16 protein-coding genes and 3 pseudogenes are annotated in these 18,082 nt (G+C 67.1%); 11 read left to right on the top strand and 8 right to left on the bottom strand.

Translation table 11 applies throughout. The features are described from left to right. The 3 genes and pseudogenes from JAO81_RS32745 to JAO81_RS32735 form a co-directional block, all read left to right on the top strand. Positions 1-127, top strand: a pseudogene (locus JAO81_RS32745) (IS5/IS1182 family transposase); the annotation flags it as partial. A 102-nt stretch (positions 128-229) separates the two neighbouring features. Next, positions 230-1,059: pseudogene (locus tag JAO81_RS32740) on the top strand (IS5 family transposase). Positions 1,060-1,670: 611 nt separating this feature from the next. After that, a complete protein-coding gene (locus JAO81_RS32735; RefSeq protein WP_199551602.1) occupies positions 1,671-2,042 on the top strand; it encodes a hypothetical protein in 372 nt (123 codons plus the stop codon). 4 nt (positions 2,043-2,046) lie between these two features. Here the strand turns inward: JAO81_RS32735 and JAO81_RS32730 are convergent, their stop codons facing one another. Beyond that, positions 2,047-2,388: an STAS domain-containing protein gene (locus JAO81_RS32730; protein ID WP_199551601.1), complete on the bottom strand. Its 342-nt coding sequence runs from the start codon at positions 2,386-2,388 to the stop codon at positions 2,047-2,049. Positions 2,389-2,952: 564 nt separating this feature from the next. Between JAO81_RS32730 and JAO81_RS32725 the strand changes: the two genes are divergently transcribed. Beyond that, positions 2,953-3,504, top strand: a complete 552-nt coding sequence (locus JAO81_RS32725; RefSeq protein WP_199551600.1) for a DNA-binding protein — start codon at positions 2,953-2,955, stop codon at positions 3,502-3,504. Positions 3,505-4,248: 744 nt separating this feature from the next. On the opposite strand, the gene JAO81_RS32720 is transcribed toward JAO81_RS32725, so the two are convergent. From JAO81_RS32720 to JAO81_RS32705, 4 genes are all read right to left on the bottom strand, one after another. Then, a complete protein-coding gene (locus JAO81_RS32720; RefSeq protein WP_199551599.1) occupies positions 4,249-5,013 on the bottom strand; it encodes a DUF4239 domain-containing protein in 765 nt (254 codons plus the stop codon). Between the two features lie 78 nt (positions 5,014-5,091). Continuing rightward, entirely contained in the window at positions 5,092-5,631 is a 540-nt protein-coding gene (locus tag JAO81_RS32715) for a hypothetical protein (RefSeq protein WP_199551598.1), read from the bottom strand. Positions 5,632-5,678: 47 nt separating this feature from the next. Next, the gene (locus JAO81_RS32710) at positions 5,679-6,146 is read right to left on the bottom strand and encodes a GXWXG domain-containing protein (protein ID WP_199551597.1); all 468 of its coding nucleotides are present in this window, start codon (positions 6,144-6,146) and stop codon (positions 5,679-5,681) included. Positions 6,147-6,232: 86 nt separating this feature from the next. Then, positions 6,233-7,024, bottom strand: coding sequence for a squalene/phytoene synthase family protein (locus JAO81_RS32705; RefSeq protein ID WP_267913094.1), 792 nt, complete (start codon positions 7,022-7,024; stop codon positions 6,233-6,235). A gap of 324 nt (positions 7,025-7,348) precedes the next feature. Between JAO81_RS32705 and JAO81_RS32700 the strand changes: the two genes are divergently transcribed. The 6 genes and pseudogenes from JAO81_RS32700 to JAO81_RS42970 form a co-directional block, all read left to right on the top strand. After that, positions 7,349-8,752: an oxygenase MpaB family protein gene (locus tag JAO81_RS32700; RefSeq protein WP_307813983.1), complete on the top strand. Its 1,404-nt coding sequence runs from the start codon at positions 7,349-7,351 to the stop codon at positions 8,750-8,752. 20 nt (positions 8,753-8,772) lie between these two features. Then, positions 8,773-9,030: a hypothetical protein gene (locus JAO81_RS32695; protein ID WP_199551594.1), complete on the top strand. Its 258-nt coding sequence runs from the start codon at positions 8,773-8,775 to the stop codon at positions 9,028-9,030. A 56-nt stretch (positions 9,031-9,086) separates the two neighbouring features. Further along, a complete protein-coding gene (locus tag JAO81_RS32690) occupies positions 9,087-10,577 on the top strand; it encodes an AarF/ABC1/UbiB kinase family protein (protein ID WP_199551593.1) in 1,491 nt (496 codons plus the stop codon). An 899-nt stretch (positions 10,578-11,476) separates the two neighbouring features. Next, positions 11,477-12,349 (top strand): hypothetical protein, encoded by an 873-nt coding sequence (locus tag JAO81_RS32685; protein ID WP_199551592.1) that lies wholly within the window; start codon positions 11,477-11,479, stop codon positions 12,347-12,349. Between the two features lie 324 nt (positions 12,350-12,673). Continuing rightward, positions 12,674-13,120, top strand: coding sequence for a hypothetical protein (locus JAO81_RS32680; RefSeq protein ID WP_199551591.1), 447 nt, complete (start codon positions 12,674-12,676; stop codon positions 13,118-13,120). A 33-nt stretch (positions 13,121-13,153) separates the two neighbouring features. Continuing rightward, a pseudogene (locus tag JAO81_RS42970) lies at positions 13,154-13,345 on the top strand (hypothetical protein); the annotation flags it as partial. Between the two features lie 281 nt (positions 13,346-13,626). On the opposite strand, the gene JAO81_RS32670 reads toward JAO81_RS42970, so the two are convergent. Then, entirely contained in the window at positions 13,627-14,943 is a 1,317-nt protein-coding gene (locus tag JAO81_RS32670; protein ID WP_199551589.1) for an alpha/beta hydrolase, read from the bottom strand. A 603-nt stretch (positions 14,944-15,546) separates the two neighbouring features. Here JAO81_RS32670 and JAO81_RS32665 point away from each other — a divergent pair. Then, positions 15,547-15,918 carry a hypothetical protein gene (locus JAO81_RS32665; protein WP_199551588.1) on the top strand — a complete coding sequence of 124 codons (372 nt, stop codon included), beginning with the start codon at positions 15,547-15,549 and terminating at the stop codon, positions 15,916-15,918. 260 nt (positions 15,919-16,178) lie between these two features. Here the strand turns inward: JAO81_RS32665 and JAO81_RS32660 are convergent, their stop codons facing one another. Next, positions 16,179-17,567, bottom strand: coding sequence for a gluconate:H+ symporter (locus JAO81_RS32660; RefSeq protein ID WP_307813981.1), 1,389 nt, complete (start codon positions 17,565-17,567; stop codon positions 16,179-16,181). A 59-nt stretch (positions 17,568-17,626) separates the two neighbouring features. Continuing rightward, positions 17,627-18,010 (bottom strand): RidA family protein, encoded by a 384-nt coding sequence (locus JAO81_RS32655; RefSeq protein ID WP_199551587.1) that lies wholly within the window; start codon positions 18,008-18,010, stop codon positions 17,627-17,629. Positions 18,011-18,082: the final 72 nt, after the last annotated feature.

Here is an 18,082-nt window from a genome sequence, read left to right as displayed (position 1 = left end):
CGTCGAGCACACCTTCGCCCGGATGAAGACCTACAAGATCCTCCGCGACTGCCGGCAACACGGTGACGGCCTCCACCACGCGGTCCGAGCCGTCGCCCACATGCACAACCTCGCCCTGACGACATGACCACCACACCCCGCGAACCGGCCCTGACCTGCCCTAATACAGCCTTCTGCAACAGCCTTTAGGTCGTGTCCGCAAAGTGGTTGGCGCGTTGGTTTGTTCGTGGTGCGTCGTCATGAGTTGACTGATCAGGCATGGGTGGTCATCGAGCCATTGCTGGCTCCGTCGCGGATGGGCCGCCCTGTTCGTGATCGGCGGCAGGTGCTCAACGGGATCCTGTGGAAGCTGTCCACCGGGGCGGCCTGGCGGGACCTGCCCGAACGCTATGGGCCCTGGAAAACGGTCTATGAACGCTTCCGCCGCTGGTCGGCCGACGGCACCTGGGACCGCCTGCTGGCCCACGTCCAGCAGCATTCGGATGCCGTCGGCGCCGTCGACTGGACGATCGTGTCGGTCGACTCCACGACCGTGCGGGCCCACCAGCACGCGGCCGGAGCCCGAAAAGGGGGCTCTGGCCAGGCGAGGCGATCGGCCGGTCCCGCGGCGGACTGACCACGAAGATCCACCTCGCCTGCGACGGCCACGGCAGACCCCTGGCCTTCACCCTGACCGCCGGAAACGTCAACGACTGCACCCAATTCGAGGCGGTCATGACCCGCATCCGCATCGAACGCTGCGGGCCCGGCCGACCTCGCACCCGCCCCACTTTGGTCGCTGCGGACAAGGGATACTCGTCCGCCAAGATCCGCACCTACTTGCGCAGGCGAGGCATCAAAGCCACCATCCCGGAGCGGATCGACCAGATCAACGGCCGCATCCGACGCGGCCACAGCCGTTGCCGACTCGACCGGGCCGCCTACCGGCGCCGCAACACCGTCGAGCGCTGCTTCAACAAGCTCAAGCACAACAAAGCCCTGGCCACCCGCTACGACAAACGCGCCCGCCACTACCAAGCCATGGTCACCCTCGCCTGCCTACGACTCTGGCTCCCCTAACTTTGCGGACACGCCCTAGTGCAGCAAGTCAGGTGTTGGCCAGTGCGTCGACGGGCTGGCAGGTCCCCCGTTCAGGGGCCCGGGCGCTACGGGTCATTCAGCGAGCGGCAGCTGGAGTTCCAGTTCGCGGGCGGTGGGGTCAGGCACGTAAGGCATCCTGGCACCGGTGGGGCGGAAGCCTCTGCGGTGGTAGACCGCGTGCAACTACGGGGAGGCGTGTGGGGCATACGGGGTCCGTTCAGGGCGATCAAGGGTGCGACTGCGGCAGCCTCGACGTGTCCGGGCCGTGGGTGCCGCAGTCGCAGGGGGCCGGGATGCGCTGCGGGATGACGGTTCGCGCGCGTCATCCACTCCCGGCCATCGGGCCTTGGTCGTTTGCTAGGGACATTCGACTGGGCTCCGTAGGGGTATCTTCACTCGATGGGAACCTGGGCGCGAGTCATGTGGGCTGTCCGGGTGTCGCCGGTGCGTGAACGCCCGCATGTGTGGACTGCGTTGCGTGAGGAGGGACTTGGGCCGACTTCCCCGGCGCGGCCAAGGGGGCTGGTCTGGTTTTCACCCGTCGGGCTTCCACGGCGGGCAATGCGCCTTCCGGAGCCTTAGCTTCAAGCATGATCATCCGCCGGGCCATGATGAGCCTTGCTGCTGCCGTGCTGGTCCTGTTGCCTGCGATCCCCGCCGGAAGCGGCCGCACCCTGGCGCCCTTCGAGATTGAGGTCGGCACGATGCCTGGCCTGAGCGGGCCGCCGGCCGTGGCGCATCCTGCTGCGTTGAGGGTGGCAGAGCGCCGTTTCTGCCTGCGGGTGGCTGCCCAGCTGCGGGATCAGGTGCCGAGGCCGGACCTCGTCGCGGTGTTCCAGCGTGAGCTGCGCCCGTCCCTGGCCCTGTTGGGCCGTTCTTACGCTGAGGCCGACGGGGATACGGACACGGGCAAGAAGATTGTCGCGGCGTGTAAGCGCCTCGGCTGGAAGAAGACCTGGTAGCGGCTCACGGCCCGGCAAGGCCCTGCCAGGCGTTGCGGCGATTGTGGTAGCGAGGGAAGTGGCTGTTGCCGCCTGATGCCCGGAACAGCAGACCAAGTCTGTTGTGGTAGATCACGCGGACCCAGCCGTGCCGGTGTGAGCAGTCCGTCCATGCGTCGTTCAGTGGGCTGAGCACGCTGCTGTCCATGAAGGAGACCAGGCTCAAGTCCACGATGAGGAACGGGCATCCGGCAGCGTTGCGGGAGTCCCACAGGGCCTGGGTGAACGGGGTGATGGTCGTCAGGTCGAGCTCGCCTTCGGCGGTGACCAGGCGGCACTCGTCGAACAGGTCGGGGCGCACACGCATGAGGCCCACCAGCTCCTGTAGATCCGTGAGGTGCGCAGAGCCTCTATTGCGCGGAGAGGGCGTGCACGGAGAGGACCAGGGTCAAGGGCGCCCGCACTCTCAACGTATGCGTCTCCGACACTGGGTACGGAAACTGTCCGAAATTGCGTTAAGTGTGCCCCGCTTCGGGATTATTCCTAGCCGAGACCGACGGCGAACCCGACACGCGAAGGTCGTTACCGCGTGTGTTGCGGCGTTGCTGAAAGAAGAACCGTTATGGACTGGCGCCTCGAGCCGACGACACCCGCTCAACAGGGGTGGACTGCGGTAGCCGGAGGAGCATGGCTACCGCAGTCCTGTTGGTCGGGGGCGACTTCGGCGACACAGCGTCTGGAAGACCGCGCGTATCGTCCGCTCTCGGCCATCGGGTCGGCGACGGGGCTGCAACGGGGGCACATCCACCAGCGCCGGTCCGTACTTACAGGGTCCCCCTGCCGCCTCTCATCCGCCACTCGGGTGATGGCTGCAATGCCTGGTATATCCGTATCCTGCAGTTCCTGCCCGCTGCCGCGATGAGGGAATGCATTGGACACCACCCAGCAGGCTGCCCGCGCCAAAGCGAAAGGGCAGCAGCGTCTTTGGTACGGCACGCCCCTCGGCGACATTTTCCAGGGGCTGTTCGACGATCTCGGGCTCAACCAGGCCCGTCTCGCTCCGGTGCTGGGGGTGTCGGCGCCGATGCTGTCGCAGCTGGCGTCCGGTCAGCGTGCCAACAGCCACAACGCTGCGTTCGTGCCCCGGCTGACCATGCTGCGCGAGCTCGCCCGGCAGAAGCGGGAAGGCACGGTGGAGGAGGGTGAGGTTGCCGCCCGCCTGGAGATGATCAGCCAGCACCGGTCGGAGGTGTTCCTGCCCGCACCACGCGAAAAGGCCCCGAAGCCGGCCGGGCCGACGGTGCTCCGCGCGGTCCGCGAGATCCAGGACGCCCTGAGGGCAACCGCGCACGCGGCGGACCTCCTCGACGCAGCCGAGGCGCTGGCCAAGACCCATCCCGAACTCGCCGAGTTCCTCTGGGTGTACGGGGCCGGCCGTACGGCGCAGGCGGTCGAGCACTACCAGACCCTGCACCGCGACTGAGCAGGGACGGACGATTCCTGCGGACGGCTCTCCTTGGTTCCTTGATCGCCGGTAGGGTCACGCCAGCCCGTGCCGACAAGGTGTGCGTGGGTGAGGCCCGGCGCCCCCGAGATTGCTCTGGGGTGGAGTACCGCCGGGCCGCTACGCCTTCGTCCGCGTCCGTGACGGAAGTCCGGATGTACAGACCCGGCCTCGAGGAGTTGTTCAGCTCGATGGTGTGCCGTGGGTGGTGGCGGGGTTGGCGGCGTCGATGAGTTGGTGCAGTGCTCCGTAGCAGATGTCATGGGAGACGACTCCGTGGACGACGGCGGTGAGGGTGCCGGTGAGTGCGGGGAACTCTTCGGGGTCGAGGGCAGCCGGGCGGTGCGGGTGGCGGCCTGGGCCTGTTTCGGGTCACGGTGGTCGACGAAGCTTGCGCTCCTGGGATCGGTGTGGACGTGTCCCCGGCCCGCATCGGCCACGCTGCCTTCAGGCACGATGACGAGCGGCTCGAGTGGTGGCTGGGCGACGCCTGCGCCATCACTCCGTGCCTGCCCGTGCTTGACGTCCGCCTACAGGACCCTCTGGTTCGCCGACCCCCACCAGTCCTTCCCGCTTTGAGCACTCGATACGGCTCGGCGGCAGGCTCGTGTTCTTCTGCCTGACTCGCCAGCCGGGGCCGCGTCACCCACCTCGTCCGCAACGACCCAGTTCCAGCCCCTGCTACACGTGGCGGCTGGCTCGGGGCCGGTGCGACCGGCATGCTCAGCCGTCCGCTCCGGGGAAGTGATGCAGGAACGCGTCCGTACCGATCGCCATCGAGCGGCTGAAGGGGGTGTCCATGTCCCAGATGAGATAGAGGAGGAAGGCGAAGAGCGCGGAGTACAGCCCCGCCACGATCAACTCCCTTGGTGTACGCCGGATCTGCAGGGCGAAGACCATGCCGATCGACACCAGCGCACCAGTCACGAGACCGAGCCAGACGACGCCCGGCATGGTGGGTTCGGCCGCGGAGGCGCGGGCGGTGCGGGCGTCGTCGGCGATGGCGACCTGGTCGGTCATCGGCGCGTAGGCCTGCCCCTGGAGTTCGTTGCGCGGCTCGCTTTCCTGGACGGCGCGTCGTACGGCCGTGAAGAGCCGGTTGCCCTCGTCGGTCATCCGGTGCTGCTCGGACAGGTGGGACCATTCGGTGCCGACCGCGTAGGTGACGTACGCGTCCACGCTGTCCCGGATCGCCGTGCGCTCCTTCTCCGGGAACACCTCGGCCCGTTCGTACACCTCGTGCAGCGCCTGGGCCTCGGTGTCCACGACGGTCTGCGCGGAGCCGCGGGCCTCCCAGACGCCTGCGATGGCGAGGCCCAGCACGATGGCGTAGACCACGCCGATCATCATGGTCATGTACTCGATGACATCAGGGGTTTGTGAGGGGTCGTCGTCCTCGCCGACGCGGCGCTGGACGAGTCCGGTGGTGAGGTAGATGACCGCGCCGATCGCGGCCACGGCGCACAGCATGACGAGCCAAGGAGGCATGCCCATCTCCGGTTTCTGGGGTGGTGCGTGAAGCGAGGTGTCCGGCGTCGCGCGACACAGACGGCGCGGACGTCGTGGTCAGCGGCGACCGCGGCCCGCGCCGAGCGCGGCGGCAGCAAGTACGGCGGGGGCAACGAGCAGCAGCGTCTTCGAGGTGAGCGGCTGGCCCTCGGGGCCCTTCTTGCCCGGGGCGCCGCGGTAGGCGCGGGGGATGATGGGCGTGGGGCTGGGAGTGACGCGCGGTGGCGGCTTGGCGGGCACCGGCTCAAAGGGTTCCGGCGACTTCGGAGGTGTCGGAGGTGGTGGCGGTGACGGGGGCGGTACGGCGGGCTGCACGGCGGTCGGTGGCGGCTTCACCGGTGCTGCGGGCGGTGGTGGCGAAGGAGGCGGAGGCGTGCGTCGGCAGGCCGCACGTACGGTTTCCTCCACGTCCCGTTCCCGTGCGATCCGCCCTAGTTCGGCCAGATTGAGGTCGACGCCGGCGTAGCCGCAGCCCTCGGCGCGAGTGACAACGGGCGGGCGGGACTCGACCACTTCGGGCGTCCGCGCGAGCGCCGGCGACACGGGCAGCAGCAGGATGCTCACGGCGGCCGTACACGCCAGCAGTGCCCCCGCCATACGCAGAGCCGCCACGGCGCGTGACGGGCAGGGCCGGGACATCGCCGTCAGTCCCGGTCGAGGGAGAAGGAGAGGTGCCGCTCCTGGTGGAGCCGTCCCTCCCCGTTCATGATCCACGTGAGCGTGCCGTCGTCCACCTTCTTGGCTTGGTCGAACAGCGGCCGCCCGTCGCGGACCATGGTCGTGGCGGTCTCGCCCCGGAACTCGACGGACCACAAGGTGACTTCGCTCTGGCCAGGTTCGACAGAGGAATAGAGCGCACTGTCGTCGTCGCGGCACATCAGTGGTCTGGCGTCGAGCAGGGACTCGAAGGTCTTCCGATACCAGGCGACGGAATCCGATTGCCCGTTCCTGAGATGGCCCGTATCGAACTCAATTCCTCGCCAGTCGCCCGTAACCTCCTCGGGCCGCAGACATTCGAATGCCTGCCAGATTTCATCGAGTTCGTCGGGGTCGACGAGTGCTCCGGCAGCTCGCAGACGTCCGAAGCGGGCGCACGCCTTGCTGATGTTCACTTATTCCTCCCAAGTGGGGTGCTGTGTGCGGCCGGATGAATCCGACACGCCTGCGGACGGCGTGATCTGATACCTCTGCGACCGTGTCAATCGGATACGGCATACCGGTCGGCGAGCGCGGTAATGGTCGTCCGGTCCAAGGGAGTTCCCTCTTGGAGAGCGGACAGAGTCGCACGGAAGATATCCAGGGTGAGCGAGCAGAAGTCCCTGATCGGTCCTGCCGGAATGGACTCGACATACGCCTCTGCGGCGGGGAGATGCCGACGGGCGTAACCGCACATGTCGTCGGTCGTCCAGCCGGTGGGAAAGAAGTCCACACCCCGTGCCAAGTCGTCCTCGTGGTTCCAGGCGATGTTCGCCGCCTGGACCGCCCGTCCGAAGGCGACGGCCTCGGGAAAACCGGTGACGATCGAGGCATGCCGGTTCCACAGGTCCGACAGCGTGATGCCGATGGAGCTCGCCACCGCGAACGTGTAGCGGTCCAGGTCCGCCTGGCCGTCGATGCGGAAGTCCGCCCGGACCCAGTCGGCCATCCGGTCAGCGAGGGTTGCCAGGGAATCCCACAGGCGTGGCGCGATGTCGCGCGGCGGGAGTTGGACGGCCCAGTCGTAGAAGCGCCGGGTGACCGGTTCCAGGTGGGTGCGATGGGGATGGAAGAGGCGGTCGACCTGGCCCGGAGTGAACGTTTCTTCCTGCAGCAGGCGGCTCACTCCGCACAGCAGGTCGATCTTGGCCTCGGGCGTCAGATCCGGATGGTCCTCGATCTGGTCGAGGGCCCGGTTGGCGAGGTAGTACGCCGCGACGGTATCCCGTAGTTCCCCATCGAGCCGCATGATGGGAAGGAAGAAGGTGCGGCTCGTACTCTTCAGAGTTTCCATGATGCGCGCGTCGAACATGTACATCCATCTCGTGGTGCCAGTACTCCGCTGTGGACATTTCTGGTGTACCCAGGTCGCTTTATGCCCATGCCGAGACCGTGCACATCCCGGGCAGGTGGACATTGCGTCACTCGATCGAGTTCTCTTTCGCGATCAATTCGCCCTGGAAAACAGGGGGTTTGAATTCCGTCGTCCTTGAACTGGCTGCCTCGAAAGCGCCCTTGCCTCCAGCGATACGGGAAAGAGGCCGCAGCCGTTCCGAGTTTGCGAAGGGCTGGGCGCGCGCAGGAAGCCTGCGTTCATCGCCGCTGCAGGAGGTATCGCGTGAGTGACCATCCCCTACCCGGGCCCGGATCGCTGTGCTGGCGTCTGCTGGGCCAACGAAGAATGCTTCTCGTGACCGGGCGGGCCCTGATTCTGGAGGCGGCGCTGCCCGCCGGCGGTGCGGCACTCGCCCGTCATTCGACCTACCGGACGCGGCCGCTGCGCCGCCTCGAAGTCACCCTCGAGAGCCTGCAACGCGTCACCTACGGCGACGAGGACACCCGGTCCCGCGAGTTCGACCGGATCCGCCGCGTCCACCGGCATATCAACGGCACCGACGACCAGGGCCGCCGCTACGACGGCCTGGACGATGCGAGCCGCACCTGGATCGCGGTCACCCTCTTCGACGCCATGGTCACCATGGAGCGGCTGGGCGGCCGGCCACTCACCCCCGCTCAGGAGTCGCAGTTGTACGACGAGTGGCGGCTGATCATGGTCTCGTTCGGCATGGCCGACAGCGCCGTGCCACGCAACGTGACGGACTGCCACCAGTACGTCGCGTCCATGGTCGACGAGGTGCTCGAGGACAACCCCGAGGCCCGTCATCTCCTCGGCGCCCTCTACGCCTCCTTACCCGTACCCCCCTGGCTGTCCTGGTGTCCGGCGCCACTGTGGCGAGCGGTGTGCGCGCTCGCCGAGGCGGTGATGGGGTCCGTCCTGCGGGCCGATCTGCCGCCCACGTACAGCAGTCGCCTGCAGTTGCCCGCCCGGCGCCGCGACCGTGCCCTGTCCTGGCTGGTGCACCGCACAGCCCGGTGGTGTCTGGCCGGCGTGCCCGTGCGGTGGCGGTATCTGCCGCTCGCATCGGCTGCCCTGGAAGGCCGACCTGCCGAGTCCCGAGCATCCCGGCGGCGCATTCCGGCATCGCACAGGCACGGGGGTGATGCGCGTCCGGCGCGGGTGAAACGGTTCTTCGACGAGGTGCTCGACCAGACCGGCGACGGCTTCCTCGCCCGTGAGGATCTGCAGGCCATGGCGCGCTCGGTGTGCTGGCCGCTGGAGCTCACCGACGAGGCCGAACAGCGGGTCTACGAAGCCTTCGACACCTGGTGGGCTCAACTTGCTGCACTGGACACGGACGGCGACGGCCGCGTCTCCTGCGACGAGTTCGTGGCCGGCACGTTGTCGGAGCCCGGTGGGCGCCCGCCGTCCGGCCTGCTCAAGGCCATGGCAGCCGTATTCGACGTGGTCGACGGCGATCACAGCGGACATCTGGATCTGGCGGAGTACCGCCGGGTCTTCGGACCCAAGCTGCACCCGGCCGATGTCGCGCGCGGGTTCGGGGAGATCGACCGGGACGGGGACGGGCAGATCACCAAGTCGGAATTCCTCGACGCGCTGGGGAAGTTCTTCACCGCTCACAGCGACACCGAGGCGGCGACGTGGCTGTTCGGCCGCTCGTGAGCAGCCGCGAGGAGAGCGCCATGACGGCTGCCGATCCCCGTCCCTTGAGGATGCTGATCCGTACCGAGGACGGCCGGCTCATCGATCCGCAGCAGGGCCGAAAGGAGGTCGCACTGACGGAGTTCCGGGCGCTGTTGCAGGCCGGTGAGCGGCTGCGGGTGCGGCATGAGACGACAAACGTCGACTGCACCATGGACCTGGTGACCGACCTGCTCGCCACCTTCCTGCAGAAGGAAGGTGGTCTGCTCGGCCTCCTCGGCGGCGGGCAGACGAAGTGAGCGGATTGAGCGGAACAAAGGGATCGGGCGTACGCAGCTGCAAGGTGGCGCAGCTGATGGCACTCCTCGTCGCCGATGTGCTCACCTCACGGGAACGCATCGGCGTCGAGCACGCCGAGCTGGCCCGTCAGCAGCGCCGCGCCCGCCGTATCCGCGAAGTGATCGAGGGCCTGGGCCCGTTCTGGGTGAAGGTCGGGCAGATCCTCGCCACCCGCTCGGACGTCGTCTCCGACGCCGTCCTTGCCGAACTGGCCGGACTCCAGGACTCGGTACACACCGAGCCGTTCCCCGTCTTCGAACCGGTGCTCCGCCAGGAACTCGGCCCGCGCTGGGCCGCGATGTTCCGTGAGATCGACACGGAGTCCCCGCTGGGCTCCGCTTCGCTCGCCCAGGTGTACCGCGTGGTCCTCGCCGACGGCCGCTGCGCCGTGCTCAAGGTGATGCGGCCCGGCACCCAGGCCCGGGTCTACGCCGACATGGCCTATCTGCGGCGCGGCGCCCGGTTCGCGGGCCATGCTGTTCCCCGTATCGGATCCGTCCTCGATGTCGAGGCGACCCTCCAGGTGATCTTCGACTGCATGCAGCCCGAGCTGGACTTCACGACCGAGGCCAAGCACATGGCCCAAGGCCGGCGCATGGCAAGGGACTTCAAGGGCATCCACATCCCTGACGTCCACCTGGCCACCCCTCAGGTCCTGCTGCAGAGCATGGCCCGCGGCGAGGCCCTGAACCAGGCGGATCTGTCGGCCTTCTCCGACAAGCAACGCCGCAGGATCGGCCGCGACCTCCTGACCTTCATGTACCGGGGCTACTTCGTGGAGCGGATGTTCCACGCCGATCCGCACCCGGGCAACATCTTCGTCCACCCCGAGCACGGCGCCACACTCATCGACTGGGGCATGGTCGGCCGGATCGACCGCAACCTGGGGTCGCTCGGCATCATGGCGCTGACCAGCCTCGCCCAGAACGACGCCCGCGGACTCGCCTCCGCCTGGACCGAAATGGGCCGGGCGACCCCGTTCGCCGATCTCCTGGGATTCCAGGAGGACATGACACGGCTCGTACCGCTGATCACCGCCGCCGCCCTGGAGGACCTCGACTTCGGCGTCGCCCTCACCCAGGTGCTGCGCTGCGCGGCCCAGCGCGGGATCCGCACCAGCCCCATGGTCGGCATGCTCGGCAAGTCGATCACCAACATCGAAGGCTCGGTACGCCTGGTCGCACCCGAACTGTCCGCGCTCGACGTCTTCGAGGACGCCCTCACCGACGTGATGCTGGAACTCGCCCGAGACGTCCTCTCCCGCGAGCAGGCCGCACGCCGCGCCCTGGAACTGATCCTGGCCACCAACTCGACCTTCGACCAGCTCCGTTCCACGCTCCGCGATCTGGCGAACCGTGAACTGACCATACGCATCGGCCTGTTGCCAGGCCACGGCATCGGCAACGACAGCAACGGCATCCTCACCCGCCGAGTCGCCCCCGTCCTGGCAACCGGGCTCGCGGTGTGGGGGGTGCGGCGGCTGACCAGCCCACCCCGCGGCGGCTGACTGGGCCACTGCAAGACAACGGTTTCGCATCAGCGCCGTGGCGCGAAGCTTCAGGAGCATCCGAACTACAAGCGTTTAGGCCGGCACTCGACGGAGGAGCGGCACGACTTCGTGTTCCACACGAACGTTGGCACAAGCCGGGAGATCAAGATTGCGTTCCTGTCCTTCTTTCTGCCGAATGAACCTCGCCCGGCAACGGCCCACTGAACAGCCCCTGCGATCGGGACCCTGCCCATATGGCGGCCTCCTTGGCCATACGGCTCGCTCAGGCTTTGCTTGTTCCCAGCGTGGGCCAGGTTGGTGCAGCCGTCCGCCGATAGGTCGACGTGCACACGGGCGGTACCAACCCACGGCGGTTCACACAGCCGGTGACAGCTTTGGGCGGGCAGCGTCATCGGCTGATGTGTTCTTTCTCCTCTTTAGATCCGGTCTTGGATTCGAGTGGTGAAGGAGTACGGGTTGTGGCGATAGGACGCTTTCGGCGGCCGCATTTGGTGGTGTCTGTGCTGGCGGGGGTGCTGGCGCTGAGCGGTATGGGCTCCGCCGCCTCCGCATCGGAGCCGTCGCATCCGGCAGTTTCAGACGCCACCGCTGGAACAGCGCAGACCTTGGTCGGCTTTGGTGCCGCTGTCGAGGTAGCGCGGGGGCTTGGTACGGCGCGTGCCCTCACTTTGGATGATTCGGGTAACGCCTTCGTGATCGGCACAGCTACCGACTCATTCCCGCGGGAGCCGATGTTCAAGGTGTCATTGGCGACTGGGACCGTCTCTGGGCCGCTTGGAAATCTTCAGCGAGTTTCGCAGTTTGTGGCGGACTCTGCGGGCGTCCGTGGATATGGGGCGGGATGCGGTGCAAAGTTTCTGTCGAATGTGGATCTGGCTCGAGGCACGGAGACCTACATGGACGCGACGGCCCCGTATGCGACATCGGGTGGCTGTGGCGTGGCCCTGGACGAACAGAGTGGAACGTTCTACGTTGCGACCGGCGGCAACCTCCCCGGCGACCTGGAGGGGGAGCCTGTCCTCACCAAGGTCTCGCTTGCCACGGGGAAGGCCACGTACCTTCCCCTGCAGTTGGACGCTCTCCCGGTCTCCAGCCTCCAGTTGGATGGCGAGGGGAATGCCTACCTGACGTCCTACCGGGATTTGGTGAAGGTTTCCGTCACGACCGGACAGGTTCTGAAGCGATTCAGCCTGCCACGAGCTCCCCGTTCGATGGCTCTGGATGGCGAAGGCCATGCTTACGCGGTTTTTGGTGAACTGAGTAAGGGCACATTGTCCAGGATTTCCCTCACGAGTGGCGAGGTCACCTCCGTCGACCTGGGGCTCAGGTATCTGAACAGCGTTGCGGTCGACCGCAAGGGTGATCTCTACCTTGCGGATTCTGGCACCGGAAAGCTGTGGAAGGTGCCCGCTTCCCCGGAGCCGACGTCCGACCCGACACCTGCCCCGGGTGATGGAGGGGATCCGGATCCTGTTCCGACGCCTGGCCCGAGTGACGGCGGTGCCCCGAGCCCGCACCCCGGCAGCACTGCTGGGAGCGCCGGGGTTGGTTCGGAAGCGACGGACGACAACGATTCCGGTGCCGGTGGTGCTTCTGGTGCGGCGACATCGGGCGCCGCCAGCGCCACGGGCACGAAGGCTGAAGGGAATCTCGCGGCTACCGGCTCAGGTTCCGCGACGCCGATAGCGGTGGTGGCCGGTGGTCTGCTGGCTGCCGGGGCAGCTGCGATGAGTCTGGTCGTCCATGGCAGGCGCAGGCGCGCACGGTAGGGGCAAGGCGGTAAGTGGAGCGCACCTGTTAGAACGTCCTGCCGCCGGCCGAACAGCGCCTGTACGTCGAGGGGATGAACCCCACCGAGGTCGAGATCAATGAGTCGACTCCTGTGCAGGAACGGGCTGGGTGCTGGCGCTGGGGAGTGGAGGCCAAGCACAAGAACGGCTTCGGCATGTTGCTGTACAAGCAGTGGCAGCAACTGCGTTGGTGCTCCAACAGCAAGAACAAGATCACGTCGTACATGGTGCAGGGGCGGGGCGGCTCCGCGCATGCCCCCCCGCTTCACCTACATGGGGAAGGGCGGCAGCGGGAAGCGCAACGTGGGCTGGGAGATCCGCTCTTCTATGCAGGAGCGCTTCGGCTTCATCAACGGCTGGGTCGGGTCGAACGCGCCCTGCGTACAAATACGCGGAGGCGCCACCGGCAAGGTCTCGGTCAACCGCAGCTGCAAGTTCTATGAGGCGATGTTGAGCACCGCACCCGCTACGGAGAGCCGGATCTGGGGGCCAAGCCCTGTCATCGTGCTCGCCCTGGCGGGCGTGATGTGCTCGGGCTGGCTGCCCTTGGTGGGGCTCTTCATTACCAGCCTTGCGTTGGTCCTTGCCTGGAGGGGGCGATGGCTCCACCGCACCGTCGCGCTGTCCGTGACCGGGTTGGTGACTGCCGTGAGCCTGTACGCCCTCATCATGCAGCCCGTAACCGTGGACCTCACTCCCATCTCTGACGGCCCGGCACCACAACACTCGGCGCCGGCAATCGCGGACTAACACCGCGCGCCGCAGACGGCCAGGCGCGGCTAGCACAGGATCTTCCGCTCCGGACTACTGCTGGTCCGCGGCACCGTCGAGAAGCGCGGCCAACGGCGCACCGTGGTCGGACAGATGGCCTGGGACCTCGACCGCGTCGCCACCACCCGCCGCGACCACGGCCCGGAAGCCGCCCTCCAACTCCTCGGCCGCACCACGCCCGCACGCACCCCACCGCGCACCGACGTACCGGCGGCCGCAGCAAGCCGAGCGCATTGACGCCATCGACACGCCCTGGGCAGTCGGCGCCGAGGGCCGGAACCCACAGGGGGTCTTCACCCGGACGGTGCCTGGCCGCGAGTCATGGGGACCGTCCGGGTGTGGCACGCGGCCGGTGGACCAGCCTGCTCGGATTCCGGTGCGCGCACGGAGGCTTGGGCCGATGGCTGTGGCTCCATGCTACGGATCAAGCTGCCCCGGTCCGTCGGCATAGGAGTCGACCCGCTAGCCAGTCGGGAGCGCACGGGCTATGCATCGGTAGGAACATCCGGCGGGGAGTCGCCGCCAGCGCATGTCACCGGACCGGACGGCAAGATCCCGCGCAGGAGGTATGCGGCAACTTGCTGGTCCACGCAGGCATTGCCCTGGTCCAGGTACTGGCCGTGCTGTCCGTCCTGGACGGTGAGCAGGATGTGGTCGAGCCGGTCGGCCATAGCCACGCCGCCTTCGTACGGTGTATTCACGTCGCGTTCGGCCTGGACAACCAGTCCGCGCGGATACCCGTCCCGTTGGATGTCCGTCGGTTTCTCAGGAGGGGTGAAGGATCTGAAGGCGGGAGGATGGGGCATGAAGTCGTTGATTCCGAGGCCGTAGGGGTAGCGGTCACGGTTGTTACGGACGTCCTCGCGGTAGGTGTCCAGATCGCTGGGCCAGTCGCCCTCGGAGAGGATGGTGTACTTGGCCTCCTCGGTCAGTTCACGCTGCTTGGACGCCGCAGCATCAGCTGTGAGGTCTATTCCAGGGTCCTCGCCATCGCGCAATGCGGCCACCCGCTCGGCCAGTTCGATCCAGGTCGACCAGTGCTGTGAGTCGCCCATCCCCAGGTCGAACATGCTCTGGGTCCAAAACCCCACAGGGTCCTGGGCAAGTTGAGCCGAGACTGTCTCGACGGTTTCCATTACCTCGCCACGTGTTGTTCCCAGTCCGAAAGTCTTGTCGCGCTCGGCCACCCACGAGGCCCACACTTCGACGTTACGGCGTACGCCCTTCGCTTTCGAGATCATGTACGGGCGCCCGGTAAGGTCCGGGTGCATTGAGGAGTCGAGGACGCTGCGATCGAGGTGGGCCGCGAACATGCTGCCGTACACGGCTCCGAGGTAGGTGCCGTAGGAATAGCCGACGTAGTTGATCTTCTTCTCGTTGAGGGCTGCTCGCATGATGTCCATGTCCCGGGCGGTGTTACGGGTGTTGAAGAACCGGCGTTTCTGTCCGTCTACTTTGTCGCACGCGTCCTCGGACTTCTTCCCCCAGGCTGCGAATACCTCGAAGTCTGCATCGGTGGGCCGGGACACGATCGGGGGCAGCTCCTCGACCTTCTCGCAGTGCAGCGGGGTCGACTCGCCGATCCCTCGTGGATCGAAACCGATCAGGTCGTAGACGGTGTTCAGCCCGGAGTTCTTGAATTGCTCCTTCGGTGCGGACTTCCCATCGCGTGTCTTCAGCCCGGAACCGCCAGGACCACCGGGGTTCCAGAACAGTGCCCCCCTGCGCATCTCGCGATCCGTTGCCTTCTGGCGGCTGATCGCCACCTTGATGCGCTCACCTTTGGGGTGGGAGTAGTCCAAGGGGACATCCACTGACGCGCACTCGACCTCAGGGTCGAAAGAACACGGCTCCCAAGCGAGTACCTGCTCATAGAACGGCCGCAGCTCATCTGCGGGCGATTGTGCCACTGCCAGGGCCGGTGCTCCAGGCAATGTAACCAGCACGGAAAGGATGCTCCCACCGAGGAAGGAGGGGAGAGGCAACATAGTTCCACTCCCTGGGGAGAGCGAATTCGGCATGTGTGATTGCTCCTTACGTGACAAGGGTTCGGCTCCGCTTTTTCCTTGAGCTGAACCGTAAGCGCGAAAGGTGATGGTCCGGTGAGCATTCGGTGACTGTTGATAGTCAGAACGGATCCGAAGATTGCTGTCGTCCGTTCCCGGCGGCGGGGCCTGGGCCGGTTGCGAGGGCACCCGTCCGGATTCCGCACAGGAATCTTCGCTGGGTGGGTGCCTGGAAGCGAGTCATGGGGACCGTCTGGGGGCTGCACGCGGCTGGTGGCTGGCATGCTCGGATTCCGGTACACGCGGCAGGACTTGGGGCCTCGGGTCTGGTTGCTCTGGCCTGCTACCTGCCGGGCTTTCACGGCGGGCAGGCGGCTTTCCGGGGTCTTAGCTTCAAGCATGATCATCCGCCGGGTCGTGATGGGTCTTGCTGCTGCCGTGCTGGTCCTGTTGCCTGCGATCCCCGCCGGAAGCGGCCGCACTTTGGCGCCCTTCGCGATTGAGGTCGGCACGATGCCTGGCCTGAGCGGGCCGCCGGCCGTGGCGCATCCTGCTGCGTTGAAGGTGGCAGAGCGCCGTTTCTGCCTGCGGGTGGCTGCCCAGCTGCGCGATGGGACGCCGAGGCCGGATCTGGTGAAGGTGTTCCAGCGGGAACTGCGCCCCTCCCTGGCCCTCCTTGGCCGTTCTTACACCGACACTGACGGCGACACCGGCACGGGCAGCCGGATTGTGACCGCGTGTAAGCGGCTGGGCTGGAAGAAGACCTGGTAGCCGTTACTGCCGAGCATCGCAATGCAGATTGCGCCCGGCCCGATCACTCGCGCTGCGCGAGGTGGGGGAGTTGGTCAGGCGGCCGTTTGACGTCGCGTAACGGACGGCCGCCCGCAAGAACGACAGTAGACGGGGCACTGTCAACGTGGGGGCCGCCGACGGCGGGCCGCTCACGTGCAGCAAGTTTGTTGCCCAGGTCCGGGCTGCGGTCAGGTGCTCGGGCTGCAGGCCGGTGGGAGGGTCGGGCTGAACAAGGAGCGTCATAGGATCAGGGAGAGCGTCATCACCCCGGCGAGCCCCATTACCGAGATCAGGGTCTCCATCACCGACCAGGTCTTGATGGTGTCGACGACGCTGGTGCCGAGGTACTCCTTGACGAGCCAGATACCTGCGTCGTTCAGGGAGAAGAACAGTGATCCCGCTCCGATGGCCAGCACGACCAGCGAGGGGTCCGCGCCGCCGACCTGGGCGAGGACGGGAGCCATGATGCCCGCCGCGGTGACAGTGGCGACAGTCGCCGAGCCGGTGGCGAAGCGGATGGCGACTGCGGTGAGCCAGGCCAGCAGGACGGCCGGGATGTGTGACGCCTGGGCGGCCTTCGCGATGCTCTCGCCCACCCCGGTCTCCACAAGCATCTCCTTGAATCCGCCGCCGGCGCCCACGATTAGGGTGACTCCGGCGATCGGGCCGAAGGCGCCCGAGACCAGGTCGCCGAGGCGGCCCGCATCTGTGCCGCGGAACACCCCGAAGGTGAACATCGCGACGGTGACCGCGATCAGCATCGCCATCAGCGGGGCGCCGACGAATGCGGCGACCGTACGCAGCGTCGAGCCCTCGGCGGTGGTCAGCTCGACGACCGTACGGAAGAGCATCAGGACGACCGGCAGCAGCAGGGTTCCGATGCAGGTAAGGAAGGAGGGCGGGTTGGTGGCCCGGCCGCGGTTGAGGAACTCCTTCACCATGGGCTCGGGCAGCTGCGGGTTCACGTGCCGGGCGATGAAGTTGCCGTACAGCGGTCCCGCGACGATCACCGTCGGTACGGCGATCAGCAGCCCGAGCATCAAGGTCCGGCCGAGGTCCGCGTGCAGCGCCTCGATGGCGATCAGCGGGCCGGGGTGCGGAGGTACGAGGCCGTGCAGCACGGACAGTCCGGCGAGGGCGGGTACCGCAACCCGGACCGGGGAGGCCCCCACCCGGCGGCTGACCGCGAAAATGATCGGCATCATCAGCACGAACCCGACCTCGAAGAACAGCGGGATGCCGATGAGTGCCCCGACCAGCGTCATGATCCAGGGCACCGCGCGGGGCGAGGCCCGGCCCAGCAGCCGGTCCACGATCCGGTCGGTGCCGCCGGAGTCGGCCATCAGCTTGCCGAGGATCGACCCGAGCACCACGAGACTGGCGATGCTGCCGAGAGTGGAGCCCAGTCCCTTCTCGAACGTCTCGACGATCTTGTTCGTGTCGAGACCCGCGGTGAAGCCGAGCAGGATCGTGCCTGCGGTGAGCCCCAGGAAGGGGTGCACCTTGAAACGGATAATCAGGGTGATGGCGACGGCTATCGACAGCAGCGCCCACAGGGCGAGGGCCGTGTCGTGGCCCGTCCACGCACCTGCGGCGGCGGCCAGGGTGCTGTGAGCAAGGGGTGGCACAGGGAACTCCAGACGGGGTGGGGCCGAACAGTGGCAGCGGGACGGAGATGCGGAGGGCGTCAGCCCCGCAAGGCGGCCACGACGTCGATCTCGACGAGGATGTTCCAGAGGTCGGACCCGACGGTCGTCCTGGCGGGCAGCGGCAGCGGGAAGTGCGCCCGGTACACGCCGTCGAAGTCGCGGAAGTCCCGGTGCAGGTACTGGAGGTGCACGGTCGCCTTGACGACGTCGGCAAGGTCCAGCCCTTCGACGGCGAGCACCGCGCGCAGGTTGGCCACGGTCTGCTCGGTCTGCTCTTGCACCGTGGTGCCGACGATCTCCCCGGTGACCGGGTCCTGGGGGCCGAGCCCTGCGGTGTACAGGAAGCCGTTCGCGACGATGCCCTGCGAGTAGTGGGCCCCCGGTGCGGCGGCGTCGGATGTAGTGACGAGGCGCTTGGTCATGGTGGTGCCGCTTTCGTGAAGTGGACTTCCGGAGAAGGGGGTGCAGGGAAAGGGGTTGACTGGCGAGGAGTC

Origin of the sequence: Streptomyces sp. N35 (assembly GCF_016464295.1) — a bacterium.
Classification (GTDB): domain Bacteria; phylum Actinomycetota; class Actinomycetes; order Streptomycetales; family Streptomycetaceae; genus Streptomyces.
The sequence above is the reverse complement of the archived record's forward strand: the minus strand, read 5'-3'. Positions and strand labels throughout refer to the sequence as shown.